Source organism: Allobosea sp. CRIB-10 (assembly GCF_900112185.1).
Lineage (GTDB): Bacteria > Pseudomonadota > Alphaproteobacteria > Rhizobiales > Beijerinckiaceae > Allobosea.
Genome location: NZ_FOKP01000006.1, coordinates 172,322 through 186,930, shown reverse-complemented (window position 1 = coordinate 186,930; position 14,609 = coordinate 172,322). Strand labels below are relative to the sequence as shown.

The window sequence follows — 14,609 nt, the reverse complement described above, 5'->3', positions numbered from 1 at the left end:
TTATGCAGCGGCTTCGGCCCGCTTGGCAAGCCGTATCTCGATCGCATTATTTTGGTTGTGTGCTGGATTTTTCGCGATAACCTGATCGAAAGCGACGAAAATCAGAACTGCGCGACGCCTTTCAGCTCGCTCGGATCAGGGAGGATTTTGCCTGGGAGAGAGGCTCGCCGGGAATGAGGAGATTTTCGGCAGTGCCTGCGTAAACTGTATTCATAATGCAAAAGGGGAAGGCACAATGAGAAATATCATCGCGAGCGCGGCCCTCGCCGCCGGCCTGGCAATCAGTCTCTCGCCGGTTTCGGCGCAGACGCCGCTGCGGGTGGCCGGCAATTTTTCGCAGAACGTCAAGCAGGTCGACATCGAACGGGCCTTCTTCGACGCGCTCGGCGCCAAGTCGGGCGTTCCGATCGCGATGAACTACAACCCGATGGACGTCGTCGGCGTGAAGGCGCCGGATGCACTGCGCATGCTGCGCGGCGGCTCCTTCGACGTCATGTCCGTGCAGATCGGCATGGCCTCGCGCGACGACCCCTTCTTCGAGGGCGTCGACCTGATCGGCGTCGCCACCGACATGGCGGGGCTGCGCAAGGTCGTCGACGCCTACCGCCCGGCCTTCGACGAGCGCCTGCAGAAGCGCTTCAACGCTAAGGTCCTGGCGCTGTGGCCGTTCGGCCCGCAAATCTTCTACTGCAACCACGACATCAAGGGCCTCAAGGACCTGAAGGGGCTGAAGGTCCGCTCCTTCACCCCGTCCATGTCGGCGATGCTGGAGCATTTCGGCGCGACGCCGGTCACGCTGCAGTTTTCCGAGGTCTATCCGGCGCTGCAGCGCGGCGTCGCCTCCTGCGGTGTCACCTCGCCGACCTCCGGCAATACCGGCAACTGGCCGGAGGTGACGACTCATCTCCTGCCGCTCTCGGTCTCCGGCTCGGTGCAGGGCCACTTCATCAATCTCGACACCTGGAAGAAGTTCTCGCCCGAGCAGCAGGCGAAGCTGATGACGCAGTTCAAGGCACTGGAGGACCAGCTCTGGAATCTCGCGATCACCGCCAATGACGACGCGACGGCCTGCAGCACCGGCCAGGGCGAGTGCAAGGCGCATAAGAAGTTCACGATGAAGCTCGTCGAGATCAGCCCCGGCGACCGGCAGGCCATCAAGGATGTCGCTGAGAAGGTCGTGCTGCCGATCTGGAAGAAGACCTGCAACGCCGTCGACGCCGGCTGTTCCGCCAAGTGGAACGAGACGGCGGGTGCGGCTGCGGGGCTGACCATCCAGTAATCGACAGGGCCGCTCCAGGGGGGCGGCCCTTTTTCCAAGGGATTGGTCCATGACCCCGGAAAACCCGGTCGCACGCGCCCTGCTGCCTACCGCCCGCTGGCTGGCGCTGATCGCAGGCTATCTTCTGCTCGGGCTCGCCTTGCTCGTCACCGCCGAAATCCTGCTGCGGCGCTTCATGAACGTGTCGCTGCAAGGCGGCGACGAATTCGGCGGCTATGTGCTGGCGATCCTGGCGGCCTTCGGGTTCTCCTATGCCCTGCTGGAGCGGGCCCATACGCGGGTCGAGATACTCGTCGAGCGTGTCGGCCGCGGGCCGCAGGCGATCCTCAACCTGGTCTCGGCCTGGTGTATCGCGCTGATGGCCTGCTTCATGGCCTGGCGTTCCTATGCAGCGCTGAGCGAGAGCATCGAATTCCAGGCGCTCTCCGGAACGCCGCTGATGACGCCGCTCTGGCAGCCGCAACTGCTCTGGTTCGCCGGGCTGCTGTTCTTCGCGATCACCGCGACCGCCGTCGCGCTGCATGCGAGCTGGCTGATCGGGCAGGGGCGCAGCCGCCTCAACCGCTTCTACGGCGTCAAGACGCTGGACGAGATCATCGAAGAAGAAACGGTGTCCTCGCTCGAGATGAAGGTGACCGGCCAATGATCGGTGTGACCGGCGCCGCCATCGGCTTCGTGATGATGCTCGGCCTGATGATGATCGGGCTGCCCGTGGCGGTCGCGCTCTTCCTGACCGCCTTCATCGGGGCCTGGGGCTTCCTGGGCTGGCCGACCCTGATGGGCTTCGGCAACCAGATGTGGAGCGGTCAGAACGATTTCATCCTGACCGCCATCCCGCTCTTCGTCTTCCTCGGCGAGATCCTGGTCCGCTCCGGTGTCGCGGACGGGCTCTATCGCTGCCTCTCGGACTGGCTGCGGCGCCTTCCGGGTGGTCTGCTGCACACCAATATCGGCGCCAGCGCGGTGTTCGCGGCGGTTTCCGGCTCCTCGGTCGCGACTGCCGCGACGATCGGCACCGTCGCGCTGCCGCTGCTGCGCGAGCGGCACTACGACGACCGCATGACCACCGGCTCCATCGCCGCCGGCGCGACGCTCGGCATCCTGATCCCGCCCTCGATCAACTTGATCATCTACGGGTCGATGACGAACACCTCGATCGGCCAGCTCTTCGCCGCAGGCATCGTGCCGGGCCTGCTGCTGACCGCGCTGTTCATGGCGCTGATCGTGGTGATGGCGATCCTCAAGCCCAGCGTCGCCGGGCCGACGCTGCCGGCCCGCTCCACGGCGGAGAAGATCCGGAGCCTGCTCGACATCTTCCCGCCCTTCGTGATCTTCGTCATCGTGATGGGCTCGATCTATCTCGGCTGGGCGACGCCGACGGAATCGGCCGCGGTCGGCGTCGTCGGCGCCATCGGCGTGGCGATGGCGCGCAAGGGCTTCTCGCTTTCGCTGCTGCACGAGAGCATGATCGCGACGGTCCGCATCTCGTCGATGATCCTGCTGATCATGGTCGGCGCGCATTTCCTCAACTTCGTCATCGGCGTGCTCGGCATTCCGCAGGCGTTGACCGGCTTCGTCTCGAAGTTCGGCGCGACCCAGCTCGAGATCATCCTGGTCTTGGTGATCTTCTACCTGATCCTCGGCTGCTTCATGGAGACCCTCTCCATGATGATCGCGACCCTGCCGGTCGTCTTCCCGCTGATCGTCCATCTCGGCATCGATCCGGTCTGGTTCGGCATCTTCCTGGTGCTGATGATGGAGATCGGGCTGATCACGCCGCCGATCGGCATGAACCTCTACGTCGTCCAGGGCGTGCGCAACCACGGCTCGATCATGGACGTGATCTACGGGGCGCTGCCCTTCGTGCTGCTGATGCTGGCGTTCACCGGCCTGCTGGTGGCCTGGCCGCAAATGGCGCTCTGGCTGCCGCAGAAGCTGTTCTGAGCCGTGCTCGTTCTCGAAGCGGACCATGTCCTGCGCGATGCCGCCTCGCCCGTGATAGCGGGCGGGGCGGTCGCCGTGCGAGACGGCCTGATCGCCGCTTGCGGGACGGCAGCCGAGATCCGCGCAGCTCATCCCAGGGCCGAGACGGTCTCGCTCGGCCATGCCTGCCTGATGCCCGGCCTGGTCAACGCGCATCAGCACGGGCGCGGCCTCAGCCAGATCCAGCTCGGCTTTCCCGATGACAGCCTGGAGCCCTGGATCGCCCGCCGGCGGGGCCGCGGCGTGCCCGATGTCTATGCCCTGACCCGGCTCGCTGCGCTCCAGATGATCGAGAACGGCGTGACGGCGACCCTGCACGCCAACTATTCCTACGGCTCGGGGGACTACGAGGCGGAGCTGCGGGCTTCGATCTGCGCCTATGACGATGCCGGCCTGCGCGCCACCATCTGCGTCGGCTATGCCGACCGGGGCAGCCTGGTCTATCCGCCAGCGGACGAGGCGGCGTTCCTTGCCACTCTGCCGGCGGAGCTGCGGGCCCTGATTGGCGCGGGCAGGCCCGGCTACCTGTCGCTGGCCGGGACGATCGGCCTGATGGCGCGCCTGCGCGCGGACTATGCCGGGCATCCGCGCCTATCCTTCGCCTATGGGCCGGCCGGGCCGCAATGGGTCAGCGACGAGGCCTGGCGGGCACTGGCAGCCGACGCGAAGGAGCACGGGCTCGGCCTGCATTTCCACCTGCTCGAATCTCCGGCGCAGGCCGCCTGCGCCCGTTCGCTCTATCCCGAGGGCGTGCTTGCGCGGCTCGAACGCCTCGGCGTCTTCGAGACGTGCGCAAGCGCAGCGCATTTCGTGCACGCGAGCGCACGCGACATCGCCGATGCGGCGCGGCTCGGCCTGAGGATCGTCGTCAACCCCGGCTCCAATCTACGCCTCGGCAACGGCGCCCCGCCGGTCGCCGCGCTGATCGACGCAGGACTTCGCTTCGGGCTCGGCACCGACAATTGCGCCCTCGACGACAATGAGGACTATCTGTCGGAGCTGCGGCTCGGGCGCCTGCTCGGACGCAGCGCCACGGTTCCGGCCGACGATCAGCTGCGTACATCCATCGCCGTCGCCACTGAATGGGGCGCGGAGGCTGCCTTTCTCGCTGACACGGGGCGCATCCGCGACGGCTTCAAGGCCGATCTGGTCGCGATCAATCTGGCTGCGCCGGAAGGCGCCTATCTCGATCCGCAGATGCCGATGCTCGAAGCCATGTTGGCGCGGGCCTCCGGCCACGACATCATCATGACCATGGTCGGCGGCCGCATCCTGCATCGGCATGGCGCATCGACCGCGGCGGCAACCGAGAGCATCCGCGCCGCGGCGAGGCTGACCGCCGCAGAAACGCGGCTCGACGCTGGGACCAGGAGCCTGGCGAGCGAACTCTCCGAAGCCTTGAGGCGCCACTACGTCGCCGCGGCAATTGTTCAGACCTGCCGAGTCCCAAGCGGTTCTCAGTAACCGTTTCCATGTGGATGCCGATCAGCGTTTCGTTTGATTTTCCAAGCAGTGATGGTGCATGGCGCGGAGGGGACCACACCCGGCCCCCAATGGCCATCTGACGCGCGAACCTGAATGCCCTGTCCCGGGCAATGACCTGACGTCCGCTCCTGGCGCAAGCCGCCCGTTGTCAGAGCCCTTCGGCTGGCGAGGCATGCTACTCGCGAGCCGTTGGAAGCTCTGACATTGCCGATTGGATCAAGGGTCACTTGGCGATCTGGCGCTGTCTTCAGGAGCGTGTCCTCCCCTTCGAGACATCGCGCTTCGAAGTCGGTCGTCCGCGGCGCCCCAGTCTTGCAACAATCAAACGAGCTCGCTGACCCCGACCTCGTTGAGCAGTGCAAGCTGGCTGTTCGGATCTGCAGCGCTTTCCGCGACCGCCTTGCCGAGAAGGCTGGCGAGCCGGTCCAGCGCACGACCCGCGATCTCGGCGGAGAGCGGCTGGCGGTCATAGGCCTCGACGAAACGGCCGGCGAGATCGGCGAGCAGGCGCAGCAGCGCGGCCTGCTCCGGTGCTTCGGCGCGCAGGGCCAGCGCCCGGTCCTGGAATTCGACATAGGTGCGAAGGCTGCCCTTCTGCTGCAGCAGCCAATTCAGAAGCTCGGTCATGTCATCTCCGCGAGAGTGCGGCCTTGCAGGCGGTTGAGGGAATGGACCGCGGCTCAGTTCCGCGGGGCGAGGCGGGCGCGCCCGCCATGGCGGGTCGACCATGTCACCGGATCGGCCAAGAAGCGCTCGATCTCGGCGCGGTCTTCGGGCGCGAGCGCTCTACCGGCCCCGGCACGAAGGACATCGCCCCAATTCGCGAGCGCATGCAGCGTCAGGCCGGCCTCCCGCAGCCGCTCACCGGCGCCGGGGAAGGCGTCGTGATAGAAGATCGTCAGCACGTGCTCGACCTGCGCCCCCGCTGCGCGCAGGCCGCGGGCGAAGTTGAGCTTGCTGCCGCCATCGGTGGTCAGATCGTCCATCAGCAGGACGCTGAGGCCCTCGACCGGCCCGCCCTCGACCTGGGCGTTGCGGCCGATGCCGAGCGGGCGCTTGCGGACATAGCGCAGCTTCAGCGCCAGCCGGTCGGCGAGCCAGGCGGCGAAAGGGATGCCGGCGGTTTCGGCACCGGCAATCGCGTCGAAGCTGCCCGGCGGAAAGGTCGCTGCCGCATAGCGGGCGGCGAGATCGCTGACCGCCCGGCGCAGATCAGGATCGCCGAGCAGCAGGCGGACATCGACATAGACCGGGCTCGCCCAGCCGGCGGCGAGGATGAAGGGCTGCTGGCGGCTGACATGGATGGCGCCGGCCCTGAACAGCAGCTCGGCGACCTCACGGCCGATCTCGTTCGCGCTCATCGCACCGCCTCCCTGATGGCGTCCCGCATCACCGCGATCCCGGCGAGGAAATCATCGATCGCCATCGCCTCATCCGGATTATGCGAACCGTTCTGGTTGCTCACGAAGATCATCGCGCTGGGGATGCCGGCATTGGCGAAAACAGCGGCATCATGGCCGGCCCCGCTCGGAATGTCCTCGTCGGGCAGGCCGAGAGCGCGGGCGGCGGCCTTAAGCCGGGCGATCCAGCCGGCATCCATCACGGCAGGCTCGGATTCGAGCCGGCGGTCGACACGGAACTCGACCCCTCGCTCCTCACCGATCAGGGCGCATTCCGAGAGGAAGAGATCGTAGAAGGCCTCCAGCGTCTCGCGGCTCTGGCTGCGCACCTCGAAGGAGAAGCGCACGGTGCCGGGAATGCGCGCGATGGCGTGCTCCTGCGGATCGGTGCCGAGCACGCCGGCCGTCACGACCACGTCGCGGCCGCGCTCCAGCAGCGTGCGCCAGTGCCGGTCGAGATGGGTGATCAGTTCGGCGGTGGCGAAGACCGCGTCGCGCCGGAGCCAGCGCGGCACCGCGCCGGAATGGCCGGCCTCGCCGAGGCATTCGACCTGGCGGTGGCGGATATTGCCCCTGATCCCGGTGACGATGCCGATCGGCAGGTCGCGGGCGACCAGCACGGGACCCTGTTCGATATGCAGCTCGATCCACGCCGCGACGGCGGCGGGATCGAGCAGCGGCTCGGCCTTCTCGACGCGGGCCATGTCGACGCCGACAGCGGCCATGCACTCGGCGAGAGTCCGCCCGCTGGCATGGTCGCGCGCGGCAAGATCGGCGGCCGAGAGTGTCCCGAACAGGGCGCTGGAGCCCATATAGGCCCGGCCGAAGCGGGAGCTTTCCTCGCCGCGCAAGCCGAAGACCTTGATGGTCCGGCGCGGGACGAAGCCCTCCTCCTTGAAGCGGGCGATGATGGCGAGCCCGGCGATGACGCCGGCGGCGCCGTCGAAATTGCCGCCTTGCGGCACGGAATCGAGATGCGAACCGCAGGCGAGGAAGGGCAGCTCCGGCTCGCGGCCCGCCAGCGTGACGACGAGGTTGGCGCCGGCGTCGCGCTCGGTCGCGAAGCCGAGTTCGCGCGCCTTCGCCTCGACGATGTCGAGCGCCAGCGACTCGCGTTCGCTATAGGCTTCCCGGGTGATGCCGACGCCGTCGCCCGTCGCCTCGCGCAGGGTGTCGAACAGCGCCTCGGCGAGGGCCCGGTCGCCCGCGTCGCCGCTGAAGACGTTGCGCATCTCGGCCGCTTGCGCGCTCACGAGACCGGGTCCAGCCAGGCGAGGTCGGGCTCGTCGGCCTCCTCGATCACCACGCCATGGATCAGGTCGGCGACGCGCGGGATTTCGCGGCGCAGGCAGAAGGCTGCGAGCCCGTCGATGATCGTCGTCATCGCCGCCGGCTGCAGGAAGGTCGCGGTGCCGACCTGAACGGCGCTGGCGCCGGCGAGCATGTATTCGGCCGCGTCCTCGGCGCTGGAGATGCCGCCGCAGCCGATCACCGGGATCTTCACCGCCTTGGCGCATTGGAAGACCTGGCGCAGCACGATCGGCTTGATCGCCGGCCCCGAGAGCCCGCCCATGATGTTGCCGAGGCAGGGCTTGAAGCTCTTCAGGTCGATCGCCATCGACAGGATGGTGTTGGCGACCACGACCGCATCGGCTCCCGCCGCCTCGGCGGCACGCGCGACCTCGGGCACGTCGCCGGTATTGGGCGTCAGCTTGACCCAGAGCGGCAACGACGTCGCCCTGCGCAGTTCGCGCGTCACCTTTTCGGTCGACTCGGCCCGCATCGCGAAGGCCTTGCCGTCCTCCTCGATGTTGGGACAGGAGATGTTGGCTTCGATCGCGGCGATGCCGGGGATCGAGAGCTCGGCCGCGAGGCTGGCGAAGCCTTCCGCCGTCGGCGCCGAGATCGAGACGACCAGCGGCGTGTCATAGGCCGCATAATGCGGCATGGTCGTCTCGACGAAATAGGGCACGCCTTTCGACGGGATGCCGATGGCATTGATCAGCCCGCCCGGCCGCTCGACCACCCGCGGCAGCGGATTGCCGGCGCGCAGTTCGCGCGTGATCGTCTTGGTGACGAAGGCGCCGAGCCGGTTGAAGTCCATCACCTTCTCCAGCCCCTCGGCGAAGGTGCCCGAGGCCGGCATGACCGGATTGCGCAGGGTGAGCCCGCCGATCCTGACCGAGAGGTCGATATTGCCTGCCCCGCTCATGGCAGCGCCTCCATCAGGTCGAAGACCGGGCCGTCCCAGCAGACGCGCCGGTTGACGATCTCGCCATTGACGTTGAAGTCGCGCACGCAGCAGTAGCAAAGCCCGATTCCGCAGGCCATTTGCTGCTCCATCGCGACCTGGCCGGGCAGCCCGAACTCGCGCGCCAGGCGCTGTTGCACCCGCATCAGCCGGCTCGAACCGCAGGTGAAGAAGGCGTCGCAGCGGCCCTCGGCGATCTGGCGGCGCAGGATGCGCTCGACATTGGCGGGCCCGCTGGTCTGCTCGGCGTCGGTGACGGCGATGACGTCGGCGCCCTGGCGATGGAAGAGCTCGACCGAGACAAGCAATTCCGGCCGCCTCGCGCTGAAGACCGCAGTCACCTGCGTGCCGTTGGCCTTCGCCGCCCTGGCGAGCGGGGCGAGCGTCGCCAGCCCCGCGCCGCGCCCGACGGCGACCATGTGGCGCCAGCTCGGATCCAGCGTGAAGCCGACGCCGAGCGGCCCCATGATGTCGAGCCTGTCGCCCGGCTTCAGCGTGTCGAGCCCGCGCGTGCCGGCGCCGGTCACCTTGTAGAGGAACTCGACCTGACGCTTGTCGGGATCGGCCCCGTAAAGACTCATCGGTCGGCGCAGGAAGGGCTGCTCGCCCGCCGGCTGCGGGCAGAGCAGCTGGAAGAACTGCCCCGGCTGAGCCGCCGCGGCCTCCTCGCTGCAATTGACCACGAGGTGCCGGTACTCGGCGTTGACAGCCTCGTTGCGGACGACCTCGGCGAGCTCGGCGACGATGCTCGCCTTCCATGGCGCCGGAGAAATCCCGCCGCCGATGGCGGCGACGGGTGTCGCCAGGGACTGATCGTGCTGGATCGACATCACGATGCCCCCGCGCTCAGGCGAGCTCGGCACCACGCCGCTCCGGAATCAGGAACCACATGGCGAGGATGTCGAGCACATAGAGCGTCGCCAGCAAGGCGATCGCCATCTCGAAGCTGTAGGCCGCCGCGATCGTCCCGACCACGAGCGGACCGAAGCCGCCGACGCCGCGGCCGATATTGAACAGCACGTTCTGCGCCGTCGCGCGGGCGGCAGTGGGGAACAGCTCGCTGATCAGCGCGCCATAGCCGCCGAGCATGCCGTTGACGAAGAAGCCCATCACCGCGCCGGCGATCAGGAGCTGGAACGGGTCGGTCAGCCGCGAATAGACGATGACCATCACGGCGGCGCCGAGCATGTAGCCGAAGAAGGCCGGGCGGCGCCCGATCCGGTCGGCGATATGGCCGAAGGCGTAGATGCCGACCGCCATGCCGGCGATGGTCACCGAGGTCCAGACGGCCGACTGCGTCAGGGCGAAGCCGAAGCGGGTCGCCAGATAGTTCGGCAACCAGATCATCACGCCGTAATAGCCGAAGTTCTGGACCGAGCAGAGCACGACCATGCCGAGGCTCAGCTTGGTGGTGTCCCAGTCCTTCACCAGCAGGCGTAGCGCCGACTCCTTCGGGCGGTCCTTGCTGCGGGCGACGAAGACCTCGGGCTCGTGCAGCGAATGGCGGATGAAATAGGCGGCGACCGCCGGCAGGATGCCGATGGCGAACATGCCGCGCCAGCCGATCGTCGGCAGCAGGATCGGGGTTGCGATCGCCGCGGCGAGCACGCCGACCTGCCAGCCGAGGCCGACATAGGAGGAGGCGCGCGCCCGCTTCGAGGCCGGCCAGGCTTCCGCCACCAGCGCCATGCCGATGCCGAACTCGCCGCCGAGGCCGAGGCCTGCGATGGTGCGGTAGATCAGCAGGTCCCAATAGCCCTGCGCCAGTGCGCATAGGCCGGTGAAGACGGCGAAGAGGACGATCGTCCAGGTCAGCACGCGGACGCGGCCGATCCGGTCCGACAGCATGCCGAAGCCGATGCCGCCGAGCACGGCGCCGACCAGCGTGGCGGTGACGAGCGAGGCGGCCTGGCCCTGGGTAAGCTGCAGGTCGGCGGAGATCGAGCGCAGCATGAAGCCGAGGATCAGGAGGTCGAAGCCATCCATGGCGTAGCCGATGGCGGCGCCCCAGAGCGCCTTGCGGGCCTTGCTGTCGACCTCTGTCGGAGACGATAGGGCGATGGAGCCGCCCATGGCGGCCTGGTTGTCACTCACGGCGAAGTCCCCCGTTTTGCTTTTCTTTGCGATGCGTGCCGAAACGCCAAAGCACCAGCGCGCGCTTCCGCGCGCGGCTGCCAGCCGGTCTCAAGACGATTGGAGTTTGGGCGCTCGCCCGCTTTCCCAGGGCGCTTGCCTGCGCCGCTTGACGGCCGAGGCGTCGATCTCGGCCGCGAGAAATCAGCAACGGCACGGGAAACCCGATGCCGTGGCGTCATCACTCTATCCCATGCCAAAATCTCAATTGCAAGAACAATCTCAATTTTGCGACAAGACTTGAGCCGGCATCAGACCAGCTCCGAGGATGCCTCCTTCCGCGGCGGCGGCGCGATCGCCGAGCGGTCGAGTGCGGCGCGCAGAACGGCCCCGGCCTCGCTGCCCTTGAGGGCACGGCGCCAGAGCCCATCGGCAATCTCCTCATAGAGGCGTACCGGCTCCTCATCCGCGGTCAGCATGGCGATGCCGGACCGGAGATTCGGCAATTCGCCGCCCAGGCGGAACGGGCTGAGGCCCAGCAGCGTCTTCTCCGCGGTGCGGAAAAGCTGGAAGGTGATGTTCGGCAGCGTCTCCTCGATCAGGCCGATCTGAACCCCCATCGGCTCGCTCTCGATCAGCCCGATCAGATGCTCGACCTCGGCGCGCGCGGCCAGGCGGCGGCGGGCCAGCTCGGCCGGCGGCAGGTTGAAACGGCCGACGACGCCGAGTTTGAGCCAGCGCTCGATCTCGAGCACATTGACGAAGTTGACGACGCTCAGGCGACGGCGCTTGCGGGCGTTTTTGCGCTCATCGAGGATCGCGATGATGGCATCGATTTCCGCCACCGCCTGATCGCGCGCGACGTGGGGTGGCAGCGCCTCCACCAGGGTCTGCCGCAAATGGGCGGAGTAGCCGTCCGAGGTCAGCAGATAGGACAGCGGCGGGAAATGCGCGACGACCTGGTCCGCCTGCTCCTCGATCTGCCGCATGCGCTCGAAATAGCTGAGCGGGCTGGAGTAATACTCGACCCCTGCCCCGAGCAGCGAAGCGACGGTCGTCTCCAACAGCGTCGCCAGCCGCTCCAGGGTCTCGATCTTGACCACGCCCCCGGCTTCGATCCGGTAGACAGCCGCCCGCGAGATCCCGAGACGCTCGGCGACGTCCTCGGCCAGCAGCCCGCGTCCCAGGCGGTAGGCTTTCAGCCGCTCACCGATTTCCTCGAACCGGATTGCCATCGAGCCGACCCCGTCTGCCGCATCATCTGAATCTCAGATTTTAGACAGCGTAGTCGATCCGAGGCCTGATGCGAAGTGCGAAGGCGGCTCTTCCGTGTGCGGCCTCTGGCTCGCCCGCGTCATCGACAATGCCGCCGCGCTGAGACGCCTATGTGCGGCACATCACAGACGCAATGCCCTCCCAACCGCCACAACGCCGCAACACCGCCCGAGGAGGCGGCGGACAACGCAAGGGAGCGACCCAATGTATGCGCTGAGAAGCGACTTTCTTCATGACATCGACGCCCTGGCCGACATGCTGCGGCCTCGCACCAAGTCGGTGCTCGATCGGCTCGCCGGACGCATGGCGGTCGGGCAGATCCTCAGTGACCAGTTCCTCTATGAGGTCCATGGCCCATTCGTCCCGCCTCACCGAAAGCCGGCGCGGCGCCCGCTGACGACGAGACTGATCGAGGCGCTGTCCGGACGGCTGCGCAGGATCGCCCTCGGAGTGCAGATCCGTCACGCGGCAAACGCATTGTCGGGTCTCGACGACAGGATGCTGAAGGATATCGGCATCAGCCGTTCGGAGATCGAGTTCGCCATCCGGCGCGCCGATCCGCAGCCGTGACCGCTGACAACATGGCGCGAGCGCCCCCGAAGCGCGGCGCCTCACCCGTTCATCCAAGCCTACCGAGCCAATCTGAAAAGGAACACCATCCCATGTCCGCCATGCTTCAAGGCAGTGCCGTTCAGAAGATCGACCACGAAGCGATCAAGCTACGCCAGCACGGCGCCTGGTCGTCCGGCGATTATGCCGTCGTCGGAACCACCCTGCAGATCGTCGGCGAACGGCTGTGCGAGGCGCTCGATCTGCGCGGCGGCCAGGCCGTGCTCGATGTCGCCGCCGGAAACGGCAATGCCAGTCTCGCTGCGGCTCGCCGCTGGTGCGACGTCACCAGCACGGACTATGTCGCGACGCTGCTCGAGCGCGGCCGCGAGCGCGCGGTGGCCGAGCATCTCGACATCGTCTTCCGTGAGGCCGACGCCGAGGCACTGCCCTTCGCGGACGGCCAGTTCGATGCGGTCATGTCGACCTTCGGGGTGATGTTCACGCCAGACCAGGAGCGCGCGGCCGCTGAGCTGTTGCGGGTCTGCAGGCATGGCGGCAAGATCGGCTTGGCCAACTGGACACCGGATGGCTTCATCGGTCATCTCTTCAGGACGATCGGGACCTATGTCCCGCCGGCTCCCGGGCTGCGCTCGCCTGCACTCTGGGGCACCGAACAACGCCTGGCCGAGCTGTTCGGCTCGGCGGGTGCTGCCATCCAGACAAGGCGGCGCGACTTCGTCTTCCGCTACCGCTCGCCGGACCACTGGCTCCAGGTCTTCAGCGGCTATTATGGACCCGTTCTCAAGGTCTTCGGGGCGCTGGACGAGCCTGCCAGGGCGGCGTTGACACGGGATCTGATGGCGCTGGTCGAGCAGTTCAACCGGTCGGGCGACTCCACCGTGGTTGTGCCGAGCAGCTATCTCGAGGTCGTCGTTACGCGGGCGCTGAACTGAGTTCGCTCACATTTGTCCGCGCCTGCACCCCGCATCGGTCTCCGGCACGATCCACTCGCGCTTAAACTCTGGTGGCCACGCTGATACCTGCGCTGCGACAGGCGTCCAGTCTATTGCAGCGCTTCCCCGTTCACCTCTGCGCGTCTCGTGCATCGAGCAGGCAAGGCGGCTGACGCTCTGACGGAGCAAGAGCGTCGTAATCCCGTTTAGGTAGGCCGGTGGCGAACCGGTTTCGCGACACGGTTCATCCAGCATGATATGAGGGGGACGGAGCAAGTTGGGCGTTTCCTGACCTGCGCCAATGTCGGTCGGAAGGGGAACGGCCGTGCGGTTCATGCCTTGCTCCTTGCGCCAGGCTGTTCCAACGACGCGGCGCGAGACCATCGCGCTGCTCGGCGCGATGATGGCGTCGACGATCTCGGCCCGTGCGCAGCAAAAGGCCACGCCGGTCATCGGCTATCTCGGCTCGGAATCGCCCGAAGCTTACGCCAGTCGGCTCGTCGCCTTCGCCGAGGGCCTGGCCGAAGCCGGCTATGTCGATGGCCGCAACGTCGCGATCGATTTTCGCTGGGCAGAGGGCGAGTACAGCCGATTGCCGGCGCTCGCACTGGCTCTGGCCGATCGCCAGGTCACCGTAATGGTCGCACCAGGTGGTGCGGAGGTGGCGCTTGCCGCCCGATCTGCAACCAAGACGATCCCGATCGTCTTTGAGATGGGCGGTGATCCGGTCGCGCTGGGCCTGGTCGCCAGCCTGTCCCGCCCGGGCGGCAATCTCACCGGCGTCAGCAGCCTCAGCGTCGAGGTCTCGCTGAAACGACTGGAGTTCATGAGCGAGCTGTTTCCGGCCGCCAGGACTTTCGCCGTCGCGGTCAACCCGGCAAGTCCGACCTCGGCTTCGCAGTCGAAAAATCTGCAGGCCGCTGCAAGCAGTCTTCGGCTGGAGCTGCGCCTCCTCACTGCCAGCAGCGAGCCGGAACTGGAGGCTCTTTTCGTAGCGGTGTCGCAGATGCAGCTGCCAGGGCTGGTCTTCACCTCCGATCCCTATTTCGCCTATCGAAGCCGGCGCCTCGCCGAGCTGGCCGAGCGCCATAAGGTGCCCGCCATCACCCAGGCGCGGGATTTCCCGAATGCCGGCGGTCTGATGAGCTATGGCGGCGACTTCCAGCAATCGCACCGTCATACCGGGATCTATGCCGGCCGGATCATCAAGGGTGAGAAGCCATCGGACCTGCCGGTCCAGCGCGTGACGAAGGTCGAGCTGTTCGTCAATCTGAAGGCCGCCGGACAGCTTGGGCTGACGATGCCCCCATCGCTTCTGAGCAGTGCGGAAGTGGTGATCGAGTAATTTGGCCGGGAAG

General features: G+C 67.0%; 15 protein-coding genes. 8 read left to right on the top strand and 7 right to left on the bottom strand.

Annotated features, from left to right (window positions below):
• Window positions 1-235: 235 nt before the first annotated feature.
• Genes BMZ69_RS10945 through BMZ69_RS10930 form a run of 4 tightly spaced genes read left to right on the top strand, consistent with a single transcriptional unit; the run spans window position 236 to window position 4,726 of the window.
• A complete protein-coding gene (locus BMZ69_RS10945) occupies window positions 236-1,279 on the top strand; it encodes a TRAP transporter substrate-binding protein (RefSeq protein WP_092156659.1) in 1,044 nt (347 codons plus the stop codon).
• A 49-nt stretch (window positions 1,280-1,328) separates the two neighbouring features.
• Entirely contained in the window at window positions 1,329-1,925 is a 597-nt protein-coding gene (locus BMZ69_RS10940; RefSeq protein WP_092156658.1) for a TRAP transporter small permease subunit, read from the top strand.
• Complete coding sequence (locus BMZ69_RS10935; RefSeq protein ID WP_092156657.1) at window positions 1,922-3,223, top strand: TRAP transporter large permease; 1,302 nt, start codon at window positions 1,922-1,924, stop codon at window positions 3,221-3,223. Before BMZ69_RS10940 ends, BMZ69_RS10935 begins: the two co-directional genes overlap by 4 nt.
• Before the next feature lie 3 nt (window positions 3,224-3,226).
• The gene (locus BMZ69_RS10930) at window positions 3,227-4,726 is read left to right on the top strand and encodes an amidohydrolase family protein (RefSeq protein ID WP_092156656.1); all 1,500 of its coding nucleotides are present in this window, start codon (window positions 3,227-3,229) and stop codon (window positions 4,724-4,726) included.
• 342 nt (window positions 4,727-5,068) lie between these two features.
• On the opposite strand, the gene BMZ69_RS10925 is transcribed toward BMZ69_RS10930, so the two are convergent.
• Genes BMZ69_RS10925 through BMZ69_RS10900 form a run of 6 tightly spaced genes read right to left on the bottom strand, consistent with a single transcriptional unit; the run spans window position 5,069 to window position 10,492 of the window.
• Window positions 5,069-5,374, bottom strand: a complete 306-nt coding sequence (locus BMZ69_RS10925; protein ID WP_092156655.1) for a hypothetical protein — start codon at window positions 5,372-5,374, stop codon at window positions 5,069-5,071.
• Between the two features lie 53 nt (window positions 5,375-5,427).
• Entirely contained in the window at window positions 5,428-6,108 is a 681-nt protein-coding gene (locus BMZ69_RS10920; protein WP_092156654.1) for an orotate phosphoribosyltransferase, read from the bottom strand.
• Window positions 6,105-7,400: a Zn-dependent hydrolase gene (locus BMZ69_RS10915; RefSeq protein WP_244543310.1), complete on the bottom strand. Its 1,296-nt coding sequence runs from the start codon at window positions 7,398-7,400 to the stop codon at window positions 6,105-6,107. The genes BMZ69_RS10920 and BMZ69_RS10915 overlap by 4 nt, the downstream gene beginning before the upstream one ends.
• Window positions 7,397-8,359 (bottom strand): dihydroorotate dehydrogenase, encoded by a 963-nt coding sequence (locus BMZ69_RS10910; RefSeq protein ID WP_092156653.1) that lies wholly within the window; start codon window positions 8,357-8,359, stop codon window positions 7,397-7,399. The genes BMZ69_RS10915 and BMZ69_RS10910 overlap by 4 nt, the downstream gene beginning before the upstream one ends.
• On the bottom strand, window positions 8,356-9,261 hold the full coding sequence (locus BMZ69_RS10905; protein ID WP_244543309.1) for a dihydroorotate dehydrogenase electron transfer subunit: 906 nt from the start codon (window positions 9,259-9,261) through the stop codon (window positions 8,356-8,358). The genes BMZ69_RS10910 and BMZ69_RS10905 overlap by 4 nt, the downstream gene beginning before the upstream one ends.
• Window positions 9,245-10,492: an MFS transporter gene (locus BMZ69_RS10900; RefSeq protein ID WP_244543308.1), complete on the bottom strand. Its 1,248-nt coding sequence runs from the start codon at window positions 10,490-10,492 to the stop codon at window positions 9,245-9,247. Before BMZ69_RS10900 ends, BMZ69_RS10905 begins: the two co-directional genes overlap by 17 nt.
• Between BMZ69_RS10900 and BMZ69_RS31090 the strand changes: the two genes are divergently transcribed.
• Window positions 10,470-10,775: a hypothetical protein gene (locus BMZ69_RS31090; RefSeq protein WP_139219030.1), complete on the top strand. Its 306-nt coding sequence runs from the start codon at window positions 10,470-10,472 to the stop codon at window positions 10,773-10,775. The genes BMZ69_RS10900 and BMZ69_RS31090 overlap by 23 nt on opposite strands.
• Before the next feature lie 7 nt (window positions 10,776-10,782).
• Here BMZ69_RS31090 and BMZ69_RS10895 read toward each other — a convergent pair whose 3' ends face one another.
• Window positions 10,783-11,706: a helix-turn-helix domain-containing protein gene (locus BMZ69_RS10895; protein ID WP_092156651.1), complete on the bottom strand. Its 924-nt coding sequence runs from the start codon at window positions 11,704-11,706 to the stop codon at window positions 10,783-10,785.
• 244 nt (window positions 11,707-11,950) lie between these two features.
• Here BMZ69_RS10895 and BMZ69_RS10890 point away from each other — a divergent pair, with 244 nt between their 5' ends.
• The 3 genes from BMZ69_RS10890 to BMZ69_RS10880 all read left to right on the top strand — a co-directional run bounded on the left by BMZ69_RS10890 (window position 11,951) and on the right by BMZ69_RS10880 (window position 14,596).
• The gene (locus BMZ69_RS10890) at window positions 11,951-12,316 is read left to right on the top strand and encodes a DUF1127 domain-containing protein (protein ID WP_092156650.1); all 366 of its coding nucleotides are present in this window, start codon (window positions 11,951-11,953) and stop codon (window positions 12,314-12,316) included.
• 92 nt (window positions 12,317-12,408) lie between these two features.
• Window positions 12,409-13,251: a class I SAM-dependent methyltransferase gene (locus BMZ69_RS10885; protein WP_092156649.1), complete on the top strand. Its 843-nt coding sequence runs from the start codon at window positions 12,409-12,411 to the stop codon at window positions 13,249-13,251.
• A gap of 400 nt (window positions 13,252-13,651) precedes the next feature.
• Entirely contained in the window at window positions 13,652-14,596 is a 945-nt protein-coding gene (locus BMZ69_RS10880; protein ID WP_092156704.1) for an ABC transporter substrate-binding protein, read from the top strand.
• The last annotated feature ends 13 nt before the right edge of the window (window positions 14,597-14,609 follow it).